Here is a 19,117-nt window from a genome sequence, read left to right on the forward strand (position 1 = left end):
GAACGGCTAGAATGGGTGCGCCATGACTGAACTGATTGACTCCCCGACGGCATCCGGAACCACCCCTCGCAGCTACGAGGTCAAGACCTACGGATGTCAGATGAACGTGCACGACTCCGAGCGTCTGTCCGGACTGCTCGACGATGCCGGCTACGTTCAGGCGAACACCGACGACCAGGCCGACGTCGTCGTCTTCAACACCTGCGCCGTCCGCGAGAACGCAGACAACCGGCTCTACGGCAACCTGGGCCAGCTCGCGAAGGTCAAAGAGAACCATCCCGGCCTCCAGATCGCCGTCGGCGGATGCATGGCACAGAAGGACCGGGACACCATTGTTAAGAAGGCCCCCTGGGTCGACGTGGTCTTCGGCACCCACAACATGGGATCCCTTCCCGCGCTGCTCGAACGCGCACGCCACAACGAGGAAGCGCAGGTCGAGATCCTCGAAAGCCTCGACGTCTTCCCCTCCACTCTGCCCAGCCGCCGCGAATCCCAGCACTCCGGATGGGTGTCGATCTCGGTCGGCTGCAATAACACGTGCACCTTCTGCATCGTGCCCAGCCTGCGCGGAAAAGAGAAGGACCGCCGTCCCGGCGACATCCTCGCCGAGGTTGAAGCACTCGTCGCCGACGGAGTCGTCGAAGTCACCCTGCTCGGCCAGAACGTCAACTCCTACGGTGCGGAGTTCCGCGACAAAGGCGCATTCGCGAAACTGCTGCGCGCCGTGGGCAATGTCGAGGGCATCGAACGGGTCCGCTTCACCAGCCCGCACCCGGCCGCATTCTCCGACGACGTCATCGACGCGATGGCCGAGACCCCGACCGTCATGCCGCAGCTGCACATGCCGCTTCAGTCCGGTTCGGACACGATTCTCAAATCCATGCGCCGCTCCTACCGGACCAAACGGTTCATGAATATCCTCGACACCGTGCGCGAACGCATCCCGCACGCTGCCATCACCACTGACATCATCGTCGGCTTCCCCGGAGAGACCGAAGAGGACTTCCAAGGCACGATGGACATCGTCCGCCGCGCCCGGTTCTCCCAGGCCTTCACCTTCCAGTACTCCATCCGCCCCGGCACACCGGCGGCCACGATGGACAACCAGGTGCCGAAGGATGTCGTGCAGGAGCGGTTCGAACGCCTCACCGCACTGCAGGACGAGATCGCCTGGGACGAGAACAAGACCCAGATCGGCCGTGAGGTCGAGGTGCTCGTGACCAAGCTGCCCCACGGCGATTCCCCACGACTGAGCGGTCGCGCCGAAGACAATCGTCTCGTCCACGTCGGAATCCCCGAAGGCGCCGAGATGCCGCGGCCCGGCGACTTCGTCACCGCCACCGTCACCGAGGCGAAACCCTACTTCCTCCTCGCCGACTCCGGATTCTCCGTACGCCCGTCTCGAGCCGGTGACGCCTACGACCGGGCTCAGGCCGACAGCTGCGGCGCACCGAGCCCCGGACAGGGCGCCGCCGGTGCAACGAACCTCGGCATGCCGACCATCCGCCCCCGCGGCTGAGATGGGCGCCTTCGCCATCATCCCGGCAGCCCCCGTGCTGCTCGAGAACATCGACCGCAGCGAGACGGCGCGAATGGCCGAACTGCGGACTGCCGCCCGCGATACCGTGAGTACGCAGACCGATTGGGCCCTGCCCATTGAGACCCTGCCACCCGTGGCCGGGCTCGGCGGCTGGGGAATCGATCGCGGCGTCGATACTCGCACCGGTCGGCTGCTGTCCGGGACCGACTGGGTCGACACCGTTGATACCCTGACGATGGATGAACGCAGACTCGCCGAGGCGGCCGACCCCGCCGTCATCGTCGCGATCCTTCACGCTCACGCCGCCGGCGTCGACATCGGCCCGCTCGGATCGAGCGAGCACCTTCTGCTCCCCATCGACCTGTCCGGAGCTGCAACAGAGGACGCACCCCTGGCCCCGATCGACGGCGCTCCGGAATTCGATCATGCCGTCATCGAGACACTCACCTCCGGGACGTCGATCGACACCGAAAGACTGCTCGACCTCTGCGACCAAGCCGAGACCATGGCTGCCAACCTCAGTGTGCTGGCTGCTGGTATCCGCCACGCCGTCGACCAGGGTGCACGTTTCTCGTCTCTGGAACCGATCGTCGACGAACGTGTCCACGAAGTGCGGACGTTCTGCGGCACCGGACTCTGGGAGTGATCGCCGATGGCTGAGGATACTTCGCCGATCATCACCGTCGTCGGAGCCACCGCCACCGGGAAATCGGATCTGGCGCTGGATCTGGCCGACCGCCTCGGCGGGGAGATCATCAACACGGATTCGATGCAGTTCTACCGAGGGATGGACATCGGCACGGCGAAGCTGCCGATCGATGAGCGTCGGGGGATTCCGCATCACCTCATCGATATCCTCGACGTCAACGAAGAGGCGAACGTGCAGGACTTTCAGGCACGTGCCCGGGCAGCGATTGCGGACATCCGGGGGCGCGGTCTGCGGCCGATCCTCGTCGGCGGGTCCGGGCTCTACGTTCGTGCCGCGGTCGATCATATGGAGTTTCCCGGCACCGACCCCGAGGCGCGGGCTCGCCTCGAGGCCGAGGTCGCAACAGACCGGTGGATGCTGCATCAGAAGCTGCGCGAACTCGACCCGAAAGCGGCCGAGAAGATCACCGTCAACGACCAACGACGTATCGCACGAGCGCTCGAAGTCATCGAACTTACGGGGCGTCCCTTCAGCGCCCAACTGCCGGACTACCAGGAGATCGAACCGACCATCCACCTGGGCTTGAGCATGGACCGGGCCATTCTGCACGAGCGCATCGCCACCCGCGTCGACCTCATGTGGGAGCACGGATGGGTCGACGAAGTGACGCGTCTGCTCGGCGTTGGGCTGGCCGAAGGCAAGACAGCATCACGTGCCATCGGATACGCACAGATCCAACGCCATCTGGACGGAGAGCTCACCGCCGCCGAGGCGAAGGAAGAGACGACGATCCGCACCCGGCAGTTCGCACGCCGACAGGACACCTGGTTCCGCCGCGACCCGCGCATCCGCTGGATCGACGGCAGCGCCGCCGACGCCGAACAGAATCTGGCGACTGCACTCGACGTCCTGAACGGGCACTGAAGACCCGACTGGACGCTCACAGATAAGATGGAGCCATGAGCACTCCGGATACCCCGTTCGCCGCCTGGACCGATGTCAGCTTCGTCAAGGGGCACGGCACCCAGAACGACTTCGTTCTGCTCTCCGACGACGACAGCACACTGGAGATGCATCCCGAAACCGTCGCCACCCTGGCCGATCGACGGGCCGGACTCGGCGCCGACGGCATCATCCGCATCGTCCGCTCCGCCGCCAGCGGCATCCCGGGAGCCGCCGAACAGGCCGAAGCCGGTGCCGAATGGTTCATGGACTACTACAACAACGACGGCAGCCTCTCCGAGATGTGCGGCAACGGCGTTCGCGTCTTCGCCCACGCACTCCTGACCAGCGGTCGCGTCCCCGCCGATGCCCGCGAGATCCTCGTCGGCACCCGTGACGGCATCAAAGCCGTGCGCACCACCCTCAATCCCGCCCTCGGCGTCCAAACCGGAGACGACGTCGTCGACACCGGTACAGCCGGACCCGGATCCGCCAGCGACGCCTGGTACACCATCGACATGGGCGAATGGTCACTCGACCCCGCGAGCAGCGTACTCGTGACCACCGGCGGCATCGACGTCGCCCGTCCCGGACTGCGCGTATCCACCGGCAACCCGCACACCGTCGTCGCCCTGGCCGAGAACGCCGAACTCGCCGCAGCCGAACTGCGCGATGCACCCGTCCTCGACCCCGTCCCGGCGCAGGGATCCAATGTGGAATACATCGTCATGGAACCCGCTCGGTCCGATGTGGCCGGGGGAGAAGGCGCCCTGCGCATGCGCGTGTTCGAACGCGGTGTCGGTGAGACCCGCTCCTGCGGAACCGGAGCCTGCGCGGCAGCGATCGCAGCCCACCACTGGGCCGGTGAGAAGTCGCCTCTGCAGTGGAGAGTCGACGTGCCCGGCGGTCAGCTGCGCATTGAGATCGAACCGAACGCCGAGGGCACGAGCGGACGCGTCAGCCTCGCCGGCCCCGCGGTCCTCGTCGCCAGCGGCACGATCGGCTGAACTCAGTCGCGCTCGACCGTGAGCACGCGGAAACCCTTCGACGATCCCGTGCGCACGACTTCGAACCCGTCACCAAGCATCCCGGCGATCCACTTCTGCAGAGAATCGGCGCCGAGGTTCTTCGATACGACGAGGTCGGCGCGGCCGCCCGGCGCCAGGCGCGGCAGCCAGGTCTCCAAGAGTTCGTGCAGCGCTTCCTTGCCGATGCGGATCGGCGGATTCGAACGGATCGCGGCGAACTGCAAGTCCTCGGGAACATCCGCGGCCGTGACGGTGTTGATCGTCTCGAGACCCAGCCTGCGCGCATTCGCCGCCGTGGTCTCCAGGGACCGGGAGTTCACGTCGAGTGCCCATACTCGCACAGCCACCTCGGCGTCCTGGGCATCCAAGGCCGTGTGCAGGGCGATCGGCCCCCATCCGCAGCCGAGGTCGAGGATATCGCCGGCCGGCGGCTGAGGCAGATGCCGCAGCAGCACAGCCGTGCCGAGGTCGAGACGAGTGGGCGAAAACGTGCCTGATACGGTTTCGACGGTGACGGCGCGGCCGGCCAACTCGAGGTTGAGCTCCCGCGACTTGGCCTCGCTGCTCGGTGATTCGGTGAAATAGTGCTCTGCCACCGTTTCAGTCTAGACGGCTGTGGGAGAATTGATGGACACCACTGTCGGTGCGAATCGCCACCGACGGCACAGAACAAAGGAATGAATGACGTCTGAAGACAAAGAGCGTCGCAACGCGATGCTCGACCGTGTGCTCTCCCGAGGCGCCCAAGCCCTCGATGATCATGACACCACCCACGAGGACGACCAGTTCGACCTCGCCGAGCGCGCCGCGCTCACCCGAGTCGCCGGACTCTCCACCGAACTCGAAGACATCACCGAGGTCGAATACCGTCAGGTCCGCCTCGAACGCGTCGTCCTCGCCGGCATCTGGAACACCACTCAGGCCGAAGCCGAGAACTCGATCCGCGAACTCGCAGCCCTGGCCGAAACAGCCGGTTCCGAAGTCCTCGACGCGCTCATCCAGCGCCGCGACAAGCCGGACCCAGGTACCTACCTCGGCAAGGGCAAGGCCGCCGAACTCGCCGATATCGTCGCCAGCGTCGGTGCCGACACCGTGATCATCGACTCCGAACTCGCCCCCAGCCAGAGGCGCGGACTCGAGGACGTCATCAAGGTCAAGGTCGTCGACCGCGTCGCGCTCATCCTCGACATCTTCGCCCAGCACGCGAAATCCCGCGAAGGCAAGGCCCAAGTCGAACTCGCCCAACTCGAATACCTCCTGCCGCGTCTGCGCGGTTGGGGTGAGTCGCTGTCCCGGCAGGCCGGTGGCCGTGTCGCAGGCGGTGCCGGAATCGGCTCCCGCGGCCCCGGTGAGACGAAGATCGAACTCGACCGCCGCCGCATCCGCGCACGCATGTCGAAGCTGCGCCGTGAGATCAACGCCATGGCACCGTCCCGAGAGACGAAGCGGAAGAACCGCGCCCGCCACCATGTGCCCTCCGTCGCGATCGTCGGCTACACGAACGCGGGCAAGTCCTCCCTGCTCAACCTGCTCACGAACGCCGAGGTGATGGTGCAGAACGCCCTGTTCGCCACCCTCGACCCGACCGTCCGCCAGGCCAAGACCGCCGATGGCATCGTCTTCACCTACACGGACACCGTCGGTTTCGTCCGCAACCTGCCCCACCAGCTCGTCGAAGCCTTCCGCTCGACCCTGGAGGAGGCCGCCGGTTCGGATCTGCTCCTCCACGTCGTCGACGCCTCCCACCCGGATCCGCACGGGCAGATCCAGGCCGTGCGCGACGTGCTCAAGGACGTCGAGACCGGGGACATCCCCGAACTTCTCGTGTTCAACAAGTCCGATATCGCCGAGGAGGCTGTGATCACCGGGCTGCGCGCGGAGTATCCCGATGCGCAGTTCGTCTCCGCCGTATCGAAGGAAGGCATCGATGACCTCATCGATGCCATCGAGAACCGCCTTCCCGTCCCGGACATCGACATGACCGTGCTCATTCCCTATGAGCGCGGTGACCTCGTGTCGAAGATCTACGCCCTCGGCACGGTCGAACACGAATCGCACGGCGTGGAAGGCACCAGCCTGCAGGTCAAGGTGCCGGCCGAGCTCGTCGACGAACTGCGCGAATTCCAACGTCCGGACCTGGTCATCGACGAGTGAAAGCGGTCGATAACCTCCTCGAATCCGCTGTCGGCGCCATCGGCGGATCGCCACGAGAAGGTCAGCAGGAGATGGCGCAGGCGGTCGCCTCGGCGCTGGACAAAGGAATCCACCTGCTCGTGCAGGCGGGAACCGGTACCGGTAAATCCCTTGCCTATCTTGTGCCGGCTGCCGAATACGTCACCCGCACCGGTGGGAAGGTCGTCGTGTCCACGGCGACCCTGGCCCTGCAGACGCAGATCATCCACCGTGACCTGCCGCGACTGTTCAAAGCCGTGAAGAAGGACCTTGATCCGCTGCCGCAGGCGGCGCTGCTCAAGGGGCGGCGGAACTATGTGTGCAAGCACAAGCTCTCCGGCGGGTACCCCGATGAAGGGGAGGGCATGCTCTTCGACCTCGGTGCCGACGCCGAGGCGGGACGCAAACCGGCCGAACGCTCGGGCCTGGGGGAGGAGATCCAACGGATCCGCACCTGGGAGAAGACCACCGACACCGGCGACCGCGACGACCTCTTGCCCGGCGTCAGCGATCGCGCCTGGTCACAGGTCTCCGTCAACGCCTTCGACTGCCTCGGTTCGAACTGCCCGCTGTTTACCGAATGCTTCGCCGAAATCGCACGGAACAAGGCCGCCGAAGCCGATATCGTCGTGACGAACCATGCCCTGCTGGCCATCGACGCCTTCGGGGAATCGAACGTTCTCCCTGAACACGATGTCATCATCATCGACGAGGCCCACGAGCTCAAGGACCGGGTGACCAGTGCCCTGTCCGGGCAGATCAACACGAGCATGCTCTCGGCCGCGACGAGCTCCGTGCGCAAACACACGACCGTCCAGGACGGAGTCGTCTCACTGCTGGACTCCGCAGCGGCGGCACTCGAACGCGCCCAGACCTCGGTGCCCGAGGGACTCATTCTGCACATGAGCGAGGCACTCGGACTGGCCCTGGCGCAGATCCGCGACTCCGCCCGCCAGATCATCAACGACATCGGCGGCAAAACCGAGGAAGCCGATGCCGGTCGCCAGATGGCCAAAGCCCGCTGCCAGGAGATCTTCGAACTCGCCGAACGTTTCTGCGATCCTGGCAAGAACGACGTCATCTGGCTTTCCCGCTCGACTTTCAGAGAGAAGGAGACGACGAACCTCGTCGTCGCGCCCTTGAGCGTGGCAGGCACCATGCGCAACGGCATCTTCGAGGAATCCACCGTCGTGGCCACCTCGGCGACTCTGTCCCTGGGTGGAAACTTCGACGCGGTCGCAGCCTCCTTGGGACTCTTCGGACCCGACGCCCCGAAATGGGACAGCCTCGATGTCGGATCTCCATTCGACTACGGAAAGCAGGGTATCCTCTACGTTGCCTCCCACCTGCCCAAACCCGGACGCAGCGGGCTGAGCGACGAGGCGCTGACCGAGCTCGAAGAACTCGTCGAGGCCTCGAACGGCGGTGCTCTGGGACTGTTCTCCTCCCGGGCGGGCGCGAATGCGGCGGCCGAACATCTGCGGAAGAAGTTCGATTTCCCGATCCTGCTCCAAGGCGATGACGGACTGCCCTCCCTCGTCTCCCAGTTCACTGCCGACGACCAGACCTGCCTGTTCGGGACCATGTCCCTGTGGCAGGGCGTCGACGTGCCGGGACGCACGAACCGCCTGGTCATCATCGACCGGCTGCCCTTCCCGCGCCCCGACGATCCGCTCATGCAGGCGCGGGCACGCGATGCCGACCAGCGGGGAGTCAACGGATTCATGGCTGTGTCGGCCACGCATGCCGCACTGCGATTGGCTCAGGGGGCCGGACGCCTCATCCGGTCGACCAAGGACAGGGGAGTGGTGGCCGTGCTCGACTCGAGGCTGCGCTCGGCCCGGTACGCCGGATTCCTCGTCAACTCGATGCCGAGGATGTGGCCCACGACGAACTCCGGCCTCGTCCGCAAGAGCCTCGCTCGGCTGGCCGAAACCGACGAGGGATGACACAAAAGCCCGCGACCGAATCGGTCGCGGGCTTTTGTGTTCCGGCAGCGGGGCGCCGGCGAAGGATCAGAGGCGGCGGATGACGGCGACGACGAGGCCCATGATCTGAGCGTAGGTGCCGTCGATCGGTTCGTAGTTCTCATTCTGCGGCATCAGCCACTGCTCACCGGCCTTGCGCTTAAGCGTCTTTACCGTGGCCTCGCCGTCGAGCAGGGCGGCGACGATCTGACCGTTGTCAGCGGTGTGCTGCTTGCGCACGACCACCCAGTCGTCGTGGCAGATGGCGGCTTCGATCATCGAATCGCCGACGACCTTGAGCAGGAACATCTCACCGGAGCCGACGACCTGCGTCGGCAGGGAGAAGACATCGTCGACTTCCTGTTCGGCCAGGATCGGGCCACCGGCGGCGATGCGACCGACGACCGGCACCTGCACAGTGTTGTTGGCCAGCTCCTCGTACTTCGCGCGCTCGGCCTCTTCCTCTTCGAACGGATTGACCACTTCGATGGCACGCGGGCGCTTCGGGTCACGGCGGACATAGCCGAGGCGTTCGAGCTGGGAGAGCTGATGGGCGACGCTGGAGAGAGAGGCCAGCCCGGCGGCCTTGCCGATCTCGCGCATGCTCGGCGGGTAGCCGTTGGTCACGACGGCGCGTTCGATGGTTTCGAGCACGAGACGCTGACGGGGAGTGAGGCGGAAGTCGCCCTCACCGGATGACCCCTCAGGGATCTGGACGACGTCGTCATCGGTGCGAGCGGCAGCGATCTCGCTGGCAACATCTTCGTTGCGAGGCCTGCCTCTGCCTCGTTTGTTCTGAACCATTGCTCGTTCCCCTTCGTTCTATTCCCTGCCGCTGAACGCCGTGATCTCCGCTTCGGAAATTCTCGTGTCAGTGCCGACTGAGATGGTTCTGACAGATCAATCAACAACGCTGGTTCCCTCTCATTGTCGCATAGATGTTCGAGTTGGACTGGACATTTGTTCGATTGGCATGTTGAATAGAACAGACGTTCTACCGATTACTGGTGGAATCGTACGAATGAAAGAGGTAATGCGATGTCTGCACAGAACACCGAGCTGCACCTGACCCCTCGTGGACGCCAGGCTGTGCGCCTTCTCCGGACCCTGCTCGTCGCTCTCGTCGTCATCGGCGGGGCGGTCCTCCTCGCCACCCAGTCGTTCTCGGCCGCTGCTGTCGCCGAATCGGAGACGGAGAGCATCGGCATCGACGCCGAGTCAGTCGTCGTTGGTGAGGGCGAATCGCTGTGGACCGTGGCTTCGAACCTCGGCATCGACCGCGACACCCGCGATGTCGTTGCCGATATCGTCGAGATCAACCACCTGGACACCCCGACGGTTCACCCCGGACAGACCCTCGACGTCCCCGTTCGCTGAGGTCGAACCCTGCTCGACCGGGATGGCGCCGGCCCGACCGGCAGCGCGCTGACCCGTCCGATCGGGTGAGCCGACCGGCCGATCTCGATGCCCGACCCGCCGCCCGGGCGGCGGGGGCCTCTCGGTAGAATGATTGCCGTGGGAAACATCGACTCTCTGCCAGTGCGTTCAGACCTCGTCGGCCTCAAGCCATACGGGGCTCCGCACCTCAATGTGCCGGTCCAGCTCAACGTCAACGAGAACGCCTATCCGCTTCCGGGCGTCGTCGTCGATAGCATGCGCGCCGCCGTCGATGATCACTTCGCAGGACTCAACCGATACCCCGACCGCGAGTTCACCGCACTGCGCGAACACCTCGTCACCTACCTGAATGGTGTGAACGAACGCGCCGGAGACTCCGTCGACCTCGATCCCTCCATGATCTGGGCCGCGAATGGTTCGAACGAAGTGCTCAGCCATATCGTCCAGGCGTTCGGTGGGCCGGGCCGCACCGTACTCGGGTTCACCCCTTCCTATTCGATGCATCCGCTCATCACCACGGGCACCGGCGCCGAATGGCAGCATGTCGAACGTAAAGACGACTTCACTCTCGATGCCGAGACGGTCGCCGCCGAGGTGGCTCGTGCGAATCCGGACATCGTCTTCCTGTGCACCCCGAACAATCCGACCGGCACCTCGATCGGCCTCGACGTCATCGACGCCGCCTATGACAACTGCGCAGGGATAGTCATCGTCGACGAGGCGTATGCGGAATTCTCCCGCCCCGCCAAGTCCTCGGCGATGACTCTGCTTGAGGGCCGGCCCCGTCTCGTCGTCTCACGCACCATGAGCAAGGCCTTCGCCTGTGCCGGCCTGCGCTTGGGCTACGCGATGGCCGCACCCGAGCTCATCGACGTCCTCCGCCTCGTCCGCCTGCCCTACCACCTGTCCGAGATCACTCAGGTGCTGGCCTGCACGGCACTCGAACACGCGGAGCTGCTGCTGGCCAACGTCGACCGACTCATCGACTCGCGCAACCGGATGGCGAGCCACCTCGCCGAGGCGGGCTTCACCGTCCACGACAGCGATTCGAACTTCGTCCTCTTCGGGAACATCTCCTCACCGGCCGTTCTGTGGCAGAAGCTGCTCGACCGCGGAGTCCTCATCCGCGATATCGGCATCACCGGTCACGCCCGTGTCAACGCCGGCACCGAGGGGGAGACCGAAGCATTCCTCAACGCCATCGACGAGATCCTCGCCGAATCCCCGGACATCCTCGCGGACCGTCCGCAGACCCCTTCATCAGCCGCCCCGACGAAAGGCACTCCATGAGGCAGGCCCAGAACTCGCGCACCACATCCGAGTCCACGGTGTCCGTGTCCGTCAACCTTGACGGCACCGGCACTTCGAACATCTCGACGAGCGTGCCGTTCTTCGACCATATGCTCACCGCCCTGTCGAAGCACTCGATGATCGACCTCGACATCACCGCCACCGGCGACACCCACATCGACGTCCACCACACCGTCGAAGACACCTCGATCGTGCTCGGCCAGACCCTGCGCGAAGCGCTCGGCGACAAGGTCGGCATCCGGCGCTACGGCTTTGCCGCCGTGCCGCTGGATGAAGCACTGGCCCAGTGCGTCGTCGACGTCTCCGGCCGTCCCTACTTCGTCCACGAAGGCGAACCCGAAGGCCAGCAGTACCACCTCATCGGCGGCCACTTCACCGGGTCGATGACCTCCCACTCGTTGGAATCCATCGCCTTCAACGGCGGACTGACCGTCCATCTCGATCTGGTCCGCGGCCGCGACCCGCACCACATCGTCGAAGCCGAGTTCAAGGCCTTCGCCCGCGCACTGCGCGAAGCAGTCGAGACCGACCCGCGAAGCAACTCCGTTCCCAGCACCAAGGGAGTCCTGTGAGCACGACCGTCATCGTGACCCCGTTCGGGGTCGCCCAGCAGCTGGCCGCCGCCTGCGTGCTGTCGAACATCTCCGGCACCATCGTGCCGATCGGCGAATTCAGTGGAATCGTCCTTGCCGACACGGATGTCAAAGCCGGCAACGAGGCGGCCGCAGCGATCTCGAAGCTCGCGGGCAAACATGAGGTCCTCCTCCTCGTGCGCAGCGAAGAGCAGATCGATGCCGGCCACTTCCGTCACGGTGCCCGCGAATCCGATGTGCCGGCCGGTCTGGCGCTGAAGAACCTGCCGGATGTGCTCGAAGGACTGCTACTCGAAACCGTTTCCGCAGACGATGTCGAAGGCAGTATCAGAACCGACTCGATGACGAAGCTGCAGGCCAGCGCCGCCACGATGAGCCCGGGCCGGGCAGCCATGGCGCGCACGGCACTGCTGTGGATCATCGCCGCCGTCCTCGGCGGACTCGTGATGGCCTTCGGCATTGCTCTGGCCCTGGGCGGGAACACCATCGCCTGGGTCGTCGCCGCACTCGGTGCCATCGTCCTCGGGTTCTCCCTGTGGAGGATCTGGTCGGTGCTGAGCAAGGGGGCGAAGCGATGACGACGGTCGCCGTCCTCGACTACGGAGCCGGCAATGTCCGCTCCGCCGTCCGTGCGGTCGCCGCGGCCGGTGCCGAGGTCACGCTCACGGCCGATCACGATGTCATCAACGACTCCGACGGACTGCTGGTCCCCGGCGTCGGTGCCTTCTCGGCCGTGATGGCCGGACTGGAGAACGTCGGGGGAGTCGACCTCATCCGTGCCCGCCACGAACAGGGCCGGCCGCTGCTCGGCATCTGTGTCGGCCTGCAGGTGTTCTTCGCCCGCGGTGAGGAACACGGCGTCAAGACCGACGGCATCGGCCTGTGGCCCGGAGCCGTCACCGCACTCGAAGCCCCGGTCATCCCGCATATGGGCTGGTCGAAGGTCAACGCACCCGCAGATTCGGCCATGTTCGCCGGCATCGGGAACGAACGCTTCTACTTCGTCCACTCCTATGCCGCGGCCGAGCCGCCACCGAACGCGACGGTGACGACCGCCCGCCACGGCAATGACTTCATCGCAGCTGTCGAGGACGGCACCACCTGGGCCGCACAGTTCCATCCCGAGAAATCCGCCGAGGCGGGCGCGAAGCTGCTGCGCAACTGGCTCGCCTCATTCTCTGCAGATAGCAGCCCGGGCAGCGGTTCAGGCAGCACCGGCAGCTCCGGCACCAACCCCACAGACTCACTCAGCTCCTGACCGAGCACACCGACTATGGTTGCCTCAAACCCCGTGGCACCCTGGCAGAAAGGTCACAATGACAGACAGTTCGAACAAGCTGGTCCTCCTCCCCGCCGTCGACGTCGCCGACGGCAAGGCCGTCCGCCTCGTCCAGGGCGAAGCCGGAACCGAAACCGACTACGGCTCACCCATCGACGCCGCCCAGGACTTCGAGAACCGCGGAGCCGAATGGATCCACCTCGTCGACCTCGACGCCGCCTTCGGACGCGGATCGAACTCCGACCTGCTCAACCAGGTCGTCAAGGCCGTGGGGATCAAGGTCGAACTCTCCGGTGGCATCCGTGACACCGAAAGCCTCGAACGCGCACTCGACACGGGAGCCGAGCGCGTCAACATCGGCACCGCTGCTCTGGAGAACCCCGAGTGGACGGCCGAGATGATCAAGCGCTTCGGCGACCAGGTCGCCATCGGCCTCGACGTGCGCGGCACCACCCTGGCCGCCCGCGGCTGGACGAAGGACGGCGGAGACCTCTACGAAGTCCTCGCCACCCTCGAAGCCGCAGGCTGCTCCCGCTACGTCGTCACCGATGTGCGCAAGGACGGCACCCTGCAGGGACCCAATGTCGACCTGCTCAAGGATCTCGCGCAGAAGACCGACTCTCCGATCGTCGCCTCCGGCGGAGTCTCGAGCCTCGATGACCTGCGAGCCCTCCGCGAGCTCGTGCCCTTCGGCGTCGACTCGGCGATCGTGGGCAAGGCACTCTACGCCGGCAAGTTCACTCTGGAAGAAGCCCTCGACGTCGCAGGACGGTGAGCTTGTGAGCACACACTCGCACGAGCCGCACCGGCCGCACGAGCCGGACGACGCCCGGTCCACCGCCTCTGCCGACCAGGCAGGCGACGCCCACGCCACGACGGATTCCGCCGGGCAGGCGTGGGAGGGCCGGGACCTCAAACCCAACCCGTTCTCCGGTGACACCGGGCTGGCGGACGCGGCTCTGCTCGAGGCCATGACCCAGGTCGCTCAGGCACCCCTGGATCCGGCCGCACACCAGCAGGTGATCCAGGCCCTTTCCGGGGCCAGGCTCTACGCCCCGATCGTGCCGATGGTTCTCGACCAGGAGGTCGGTGACAACGGGCTGATGGCCGACAACTCCTCGGAGATGGCGATGGTTCGCCTCCAAGCCGAGGACGGCCGCGAGTGCACCCCGGGATTCTCCGGAATCCCACCGCTGACGGCGTGGCATTCCGACGCCCGCCCCGTGCCGATCGAGTCCGAACGGCTCGTGCTCGGTGCGATCGAAGCCGAATCCCAGCTCGTCGTCCTCGACCCGGGAGCCGCGTCCTCGTTCCTGCTGCGTCGCCCGGCCATGTTCGCGTTCGTGCAGTCCCAGCCGTGGACTCCGTCCTGGGCCGACGCCGAGGTGGCTCAACGTCTGCGTGCCATCGCGGAGTCCTTCCCCTGGTTGGCTCGGATCGGGGTGAGCCCCGGCAGCAACAGCGTCCACCTCGGTGGGCCGGAGCTCGGCATCACTCTCGGTGTCGAGTCCGAGGTGGCCCCAGCTGAAGTGCGCCGGTTCCAAGAAGCCGTGGCCGGTGATGAGGAACTCGTCGCGAAGATCGACTCTCTGGCCATCCGCCTCGTCGAAGTCTGACCGTTCCGGGCGTGTCAGATCGGCGGGGCAACTATGCTTGTGACCCATGAGCGAAATCCGTGACCTCGGCCACTCGACCGCACCGGACGACAGCTACCTCGACGAGATGGCCAGACAGACCCGGGCTCGGGCCGAGCAGGCCGCCGAGTGGGTCTCTGACTTCACCGGTGCCCCGGAGACGAGTCGGTCCGGAATCGCCGCAGGCCTCGACGCTGCGGAGGGCGACCTTACGGGCCTGCTCCACACCATCCATGACCTCGCCGAGACGGCGTTCGAAGAGTTCGATTCGGTCGCCGCGATCGCCTCGGTGCTGGAGAATCACGGAGTCGACGTCGAGACCGGCCTCTACGGTGTGAAGACCACTCTGCGGGCGACGACGGGATCCGGAGACGGACGCACGATCGCGATCCTCGCCGAATACGATGCCCTGCCCGAGATCGGGCATGCGTGCGGGCACAACATCATCGCCACCGCCGGAGTCGGTGCCTTCCTCGCCCTCCACGCCTTGTACGAGAAAGACCCCGCAGCGGTGCCGGGCACCGTCGTGCTGCTGGGCACCCCGGCGGAAGAGGGACACTCTGGCAAAGAGGTCATGGCCCGGGCCGGTGCCTTCGACGGCGTCGACGCGGCCATCATGGTCCACGGGTACGGATACGACTGTGCCGACCAGGTGTGGTTGGGACGCCGCCTGCTCAAGGTCACATATTCAGGGGTCGCCGCCCACGCCTCGGCGCAGCCTTTCATGGGGCGCAATGCCCTCGACGCGGCGAACCTCTTCTATCAGGGACTCGGCCTGATGCGGCAGCAGATGCCGCCGATCTCCCGTCTGCACGCGGTCATCACCGACGGCGGGACGAGGCCGTCGATCATCACCGAATCCGCCACCGTGCAGTGCTACGTCCGTTCGAAGTTCCCCGAGACGCTCAAAGAGCTCTCCGACCGGGTCGAGGACGCGGCGAAGGGCGCCGCGCTCATGACCGGCACCGGCGTCACCGTGGACTGGGACGAACATCCGCCGTCGTTGCCCGTGCGTACGAATTCGACGTTGACCGCTCGTTGGGCCGCACACGAACAGACGCGCGGGCGCCAACCGCTTCCCGCCGGTGTGCTCGACGAATCGATTGCCGCGTCCACGGACTTCGGCAACGTCTCCTACCGGATCCCCGGAATCCATCCCCTCATCAAGACCGCCGACGCCGAGGTGGCCCTGCACACCCGTGAATTCGCCGCAGCCGCGAAGACCCCTGCCGCCGAATCCGCGGCACTCGACGGCGCCTACGGTCTCGCGTGCACGGCTTTGGACTTCCTCGCCGACGATGCCCTCGCCGCTGCGGTGACCGACGAATTCGCCCGCGATGGGGGAGCGATCGACGTCGAGCACTTCTTCGACTGAGATCGCCACCTCCACACCCAGCCCCTCGCCTCCGAGAAGAAGGACTGCTCATGTCAACGACGACAGATGGGAAGGTCGGTTTCGGCCAGCGCACGCTGGACTGGATCGAACGCATCGGAAACAAGCTGCCCGAACCGTTCACGCTGTTCCTCGGGCTCTTCATCATCACCGGCCTCGTGTCCACCGCCATGGCCATGGCCGATGTCACCGTGGCCATCCCCGGCGGCGATGAGACCATCGCGATCAAGGGACTGTTCACGGGGGAGGGGCTGTCGTGGCTGACCACGACGATGGGTGACAACTACATCGGATTCCCGCCCCTGGCCACGGTGCTGCCGATCCTGCTCGCAGTCGGTGTGGCCGAGAAGTCGGGGATGCTCGCCGCGGCCGTGCGGATCGCCTTCGGCAAGAGTCCGAAATGGCTGCTGCCCTACGCCGTCGGCTTCGTCGGAGTGGTCGGGTCGATCATGGCCGACTCGGCTTTCGTCATCATCCCGCCTCTGGCCGCGCTTGTATTCAAAGCGGCCGGACGGCATCCGATGGCCGGCCTCATCGGCGGGTTTGCCGCCACCGGCGCCGGCTATTCGACGTCGATCGTCCCCACGAGCCTCGACGCACTGTTCGCCGGGATCACCACCTCGGTGATGGAGACCCTGCCGAACACCGACTACACCGCGGTCAACCCGGTCTCGAACTACTATTTCAACATCGCCTCGTCGATCGTGCTGGCCGTCATCGCCGGCTTCATCATCGACCGGCTCATCGAACCGAATATGGTGCGCAAGGGAGTGCCCCGCGAATACGCGAACGCTTCGGGGAGCGGCCTGGCCCGCGAATACCAAGCACCCGACAGTCCCTACGGGGACGCCTCGGCGACGTCAGATGATTCCGGCGAGGACGATGCCACCGAGATTAAGGCCGAACTCGAGCCGGAGGAGAAACGCGGACTGATCTGGTCGCTCGTGGCGGCACTGCTGCTGACCGCGGTGATCCTGTTCTCCGTACTCATCCCGAACTCACCATGGCGGAACGAGGACGGCGGCTTCCTCCCGGAGTCTCCGCTGCTGTCGTCGATCGTGTTCATCGTCTTCGCCTACTTCATGCTCATGGGCGTCGTCTACGGCTTCGTCGTGCGCACCGTCCGGTCGATGAATGACCTGGTGAGGATGATGAGTCAATCGATCATCGACATGATGTCCTTCCTCATCCTCGCGTTCATCCTCGGCCAGTTCATCGCCCTGTTCAACTGGACCGGCATCGGTTCGTGGATCGCCGTCGCGGGAGCGTCGGGGCTCGAAGCGATCGGTCTGACCGGGTTCGCCGCGGTCATCGGCTTCATGCTCCTGGCCAGCGTGCTCAACCTGTTCATCATCTCCGGCTCGTCGATGTGGACGCTCATGGCAGCCGTGTTCGTCCCGCTGTTCTCCCTGCTCGGCTACGAACCTGCGTTCATCCAGGCCGGGTTCCGCGTCGGTGACTCGGCCACTCAGGTCATCACCCCGCTCAATCCGTACATGATCGTCCTCCTCGGCCTCGTCCGCCGCTATGAGCCGAATGCTGGGCTGGGCACGGTGATCTCGCGTATGTTCCCGTTCGTCATCCCGTTCTGGCTGGCCTGGGCCGTGCTGCTGGGCATCTGGTTCGTCTTCGACCTGCCGCTGGGACCGGGCAACGGAATCCACCTCGGAGGCTGATCATGGTGAGTCGAATTGGGGATCTCGTAGTCAAATCCCGAAACCCAGATCGGCTGAGCCGATTCTGGTGCGAAGCGCTGGGGTACGAAATTGCTGCCACGGATGAAACTGGGGTCGCAATATCAGGGGCACTGAATGCTCCGACCATTCTCTTCGAGCGTTCGAACGATTCATTTGGGGACAGTGTTCTGCATCTCGACCTTTGTCCTACTGACCGCAGCCAGGCGGACGAGCTGGAAAGACTTGTGGCGTTGGGGGCGACGAAGACTGACGTCGTGCCGTCAGGAAGCTGGCACGTCCTCGCTGACCCTGAAGGCAACAAGTTCTGTCTCATGGCCAAGCGCATCCCAGCGGAGCCGGAAGACTTCCACGATTGAGAAAGAGTCCTACCTGACACAGTGCTCGTACTCAATGATGTCACCGCCGTCTCCGCGTGACCCGGCTCAGAGCATCTGCCGCACACCTTCGCGCCAGTCGGTTGTGCCGACCTCGGTGGCGAGTTCTCCCGGGGCGATGACGCAGGGTTCGTGCCAGATCGGTGCCAACTGATTGAGCTCATAAAAGGAGCGTTCGAACGCTCCGATGACCCGAATCGCCCAGCGCGGCACCGAGATCGGACGTTTGTGCTTCTGCTCAAGAGTGTCCGCGGTGAAGTCGGCGATCTCGGTCAGGGTCGGATTCGATGCCGGTGCGATCCGCAGCTGATGCGTCCCCGCGGGGACGGACTTCAGATCCTCTGCCGCCTGGATCATTGCGGCAGCGTGGTCGGCGATGAGGGTGATGCCGTGAGGGACGTCGGTGCGTGCCGGCACCATCGCCCGGCGCCCGGCGGAAATCGGTTCGGTGATGCACATCCGCACGACCGATGACCACTTCTCTGCGGTGCGGCCGAGCAGATCACCGGCGATGACACTGGCTGACGTCGCCGAATGAGCGGCACGGGCTTCGATGAGCCGCTGTCGGATGCGTCCCTTTTCCTCGACCGGGGCGAAGGGCGATGCCTCGGTGATCTGGGCGTCGAGGCCGGCAAAGGCATAGACCGATTCCGGGAAGACCACGGGAATGTCGAATTCGGCCGCGATGTCGAGGACCGCGGCGTCGAGTCGGGGGAGGAGCCGCTCCCATTTCCGACTGTCGTAGGCCGCGTGCGCGCAGGCGAAGATCACATCTGACCCGGCGACAGCCTTCACCAGTTGATTGCGGTCACTCGCATCGGCTTTGACATGGACCGGAGCGCAGACCGTGGTCGGACCCGATGACGGGTGAGCCGATTCAGTGGGGAGCGTGTCAGAGGTGGCAGCTGGTGCTCCATCGTCCGAGAGCGCTGCGCCGGGCGCCCTGCCGCCCGAACGGGTGGCGATGCGCACGGCGACGCCGGATCCACCGAGTTGGGCGGCGATCTCCGAACCGATCTGTCCGTTTCCGATGATGAGGGCTGTTCTCATAGCGAGTCCTTCCGAGGATGTCCCAATTATTCAGAGAGCGGTGCTCTCGGAAATCAGCGTAGGCCTCGAAGCTGTTCAATTCAAGAGCGG

19 protein-coding genes are annotated in these 19,117 nt (G+C 65.3%); 16 read left to right on the forward strand and 3 right to left on the reverse strand.

Annotated features, from left to right (window positions below):
- The first annotated feature begins 22 nt into the window (after window positions 1-22).
- From miaB to dapF, 4 genes are read left to right on the forward strand one after another with little or no spacing between them, the layout of a single operon-like run.
- A complete protein-coding gene (miaB, locus tag BEP01S_RS13380; protein WP_062244066.1) occupies window positions 23-1,519 on the forward strand; it encodes a tRNA (N6-isopentenyl adenosine(37)-C2)-methylthiotransferase MiaB in 1,497 nt (498 codons plus the stop codon).
- 1 nt (window position 1,520) lies between these two features.
- Window positions 1,521-2,186: a hypothetical protein gene (locus tag BEP01S_RS13385; protein WP_062244068.1), complete on the forward strand. Its 666-nt coding sequence runs from the start codon at window positions 1,521-1,523 to the stop codon at window positions 2,184-2,186.
- Window positions 2,187-2,192: 6 nt separating this feature from the next.
- On the forward strand, window positions 2,193-3,113 hold the full coding sequence (gene miaA / locus BEP01S_RS13390; protein WP_039206647.1) for a tRNA (adenosine(37)-N6)-dimethylallyltransferase MiaA: 921 nt from the start codon (window positions 2,193-2,195) through the stop codon (window positions 3,111-3,113).
- A 35-nt stretch (window positions 3,114-3,148) separates the two neighbouring features.
- The gene (gene dapF, locus BEP01S_RS13395) at window positions 3,149-4,138 is read left to right on the forward strand and encodes a diaminopimelate epimerase (protein WP_062244070.1); all 990 of its coding nucleotides are present in this window, start codon (window positions 3,149-3,151) and stop codon (window positions 4,136-4,138) included.
- Between the two features lie 2 nt (window positions 4,139-4,140).
- On the opposite strand, the gene BEP01S_RS13400 is transcribed toward dapF, so the two are convergent.
- A complete protein-coding gene (locus BEP01S_RS13400; protein WP_039206649.1) occupies window positions 4,141-4,755 on the reverse strand; it encodes a class I SAM-dependent methyltransferase in 615 nt (204 codons plus the stop codon).
- 85 nt (window positions 4,756-4,840) lie between these two features.
- Between BEP01S_RS13400 and hflX the strand changes: the two genes are divergently transcribed.
- Window positions 4,841-6,313: a GTPase HflX gene (gene hflX / locus BEP01S_RS13405; RefSeq protein ID WP_062244071.1), complete on the forward strand. Its 1,473-nt coding sequence runs from the start codon at window positions 4,841-4,843 to the stop codon at window positions 6,311-6,313.
- Window positions 6,310-8,280 carry an ATP-dependent DNA helicase gene (locus tag BEP01S_RS13410; RefSeq protein WP_039206651.1) on the forward strand — a complete coding sequence of 657 codons (1,971 nt, stop codon included), beginning with the start codon at window positions 6,310-6,312 and terminating at the stop codon, window positions 8,278-8,280. Before hflX ends, BEP01S_RS13410 begins: the two co-directional genes overlap by 4 nt.
- Window positions 8,281-8,346: 66 nt before the next feature.
- Here BEP01S_RS13410 and lexA read toward each other — a convergent pair whose 3' ends face one another.
- The gene (lexA, locus tag BEP01S_RS13415) at window positions 8,347-9,102 is read right to left on the reverse strand and encodes a transcriptional repressor LexA (protein ID WP_062244073.1); all 756 of its coding nucleotides are present in this window, start codon (window positions 9,100-9,102) and stop codon (window positions 8,347-8,349) included.
- A 234-nt stretch (window positions 9,103-9,336) separates the two neighbouring features.
- On the opposite strand from lexA, the gene BEP01S_RS13420 reads away from it, so the two are divergent.
- The 10 genes from BEP01S_RS13420 to BEP01S_RS13465 all read left to right on the forward strand — a co-directional run bounded on the left by BEP01S_RS13420 (window position 9,337) and on the right by BEP01S_RS13465 (window position 17,959).
- Window positions 9,337-9,675: a LysM peptidoglycan-binding domain-containing protein gene (locus BEP01S_RS13420; protein ID WP_062244074.1), complete on the forward strand. Its 339-nt coding sequence runs from the start codon at window positions 9,337-9,339 to the stop codon at window positions 9,673-9,675.
- Between the two features lie 138 nt (window positions 9,676-9,813).
- A complete protein-coding gene (locus BEP01S_RS13425; protein ID WP_062244076.1) occupies window positions 9,814-10,986 on the forward strand; it encodes a histidinol-phosphate transaminase in 1,173 nt (390 codons plus the stop codon).
- Entirely contained in the window at window positions 10,983-11,579 is a 597-nt protein-coding gene (hisB, locus tag BEP01S_RS13430; RefSeq protein ID WP_062244078.1) for an imidazoleglycerol-phosphate dehydratase HisB, read from the forward strand. Before BEP01S_RS13425 ends, hisB begins: the two co-directional genes overlap by 4 nt.
- Window positions 11,576-12,178, forward strand: a complete 603-nt coding sequence (locus tag BEP01S_RS13435) for a hypothetical protein (protein WP_062244081.1) — start codon at window positions 11,576-11,578, stop codon at window positions 12,176-12,178. Before hisB ends, BEP01S_RS13435 begins: the two co-directional genes overlap by 4 nt.
- Window positions 12,175-12,858: an imidazole glycerol phosphate synthase subunit HisH gene (gene hisH / locus BEP01S_RS13440; RefSeq protein WP_062244083.1), complete on the forward strand. Its 684-nt coding sequence runs from the start codon at window positions 12,175-12,177 to the stop codon at window positions 12,856-12,858. The genes BEP01S_RS13435 and hisH overlap by 4 nt, the downstream gene beginning before the upstream one ends.
- A 58-nt stretch (window positions 12,859-12,916) precedes the next feature.
- On the forward strand, window positions 12,917-13,654 hold the full coding sequence (gene priA / locus BEP01S_RS13445) for a bifunctional 1-(5-phosphoribosyl)-5-((5-phosphoribosylamino)methylideneamino)imidazole-4-carboxamide isomerase/phosphoribosylanthranilate isomerase PriA (RefSeq protein ID WP_062244085.1): 738 nt from the start codon (window positions 12,917-12,919) through the stop codon (window positions 13,652-13,654).
- A gap of 4 nt (window positions 13,655-13,658) precedes the next feature.
- The gene (locus BEP01S_RS13450) at window positions 13,659-14,495 is read left to right on the forward strand and encodes an SseB family protein (protein ID WP_083532716.1); all 837 of its coding nucleotides are present in this window, start codon (window positions 13,659-13,661) and stop codon (window positions 14,493-14,495) included.
- 46 nt (window positions 14,496-14,541) lie between these two features.
- Entirely contained in the window at window positions 14,542-15,888 is a 1,347-nt protein-coding gene (locus tag BEP01S_RS13455) for a M20 family metallopeptidase (RefSeq protein ID WP_062244087.1), read from the forward strand.
- Between the two features lie 50 nt (window positions 15,889-15,938).
- Window positions 15,939-17,582, forward strand: a complete 1,644-nt coding sequence (locus BEP01S_RS13460) for an AbgT family transporter (protein ID WP_062244090.1) — start codon at window positions 15,939-15,941, stop codon at window positions 17,580-17,582.
- Window positions 17,583-17,584: 2 nt separating this feature from the next.
- Window positions 17,585-17,959 carry a VOC family protein gene (locus BEP01S_RS13465; protein WP_062244092.1) on the forward strand — a complete coding sequence of 125 codons (375 nt, stop codon included), beginning with the start codon at window positions 17,585-17,587 and terminating at the stop codon, window positions 17,957-17,959.
- Window positions 17,960-18,025: 66 nt separating this feature from the next.
- Here BEP01S_RS13465 and BEP01S_RS13470 read toward each other — a convergent pair whose 3' ends face one another.
- The gene (locus tag BEP01S_RS13470; protein WP_062244095.1) at window positions 18,026-19,027 is read right to left on the reverse strand and encodes a Rossmann-fold NAD(P)-binding domain-containing protein; all 1,002 of its coding nucleotides are present in this window, start codon (window positions 19,025-19,027) and stop codon (window positions 18,026-18,028) included.
- Window positions 19,028-19,117: the final 90 nt, after the last annotated feature.

Source organism: Brevibacterium epidermidis NBRC 14811, assembly GCF_001570805.1.
Classification (GTDB): Bacteria; Actinomycetota; Actinomycetes; order Actinomycetales; family Brevibacteriaceae; genus Brevibacterium; species Brevibacterium epidermidis.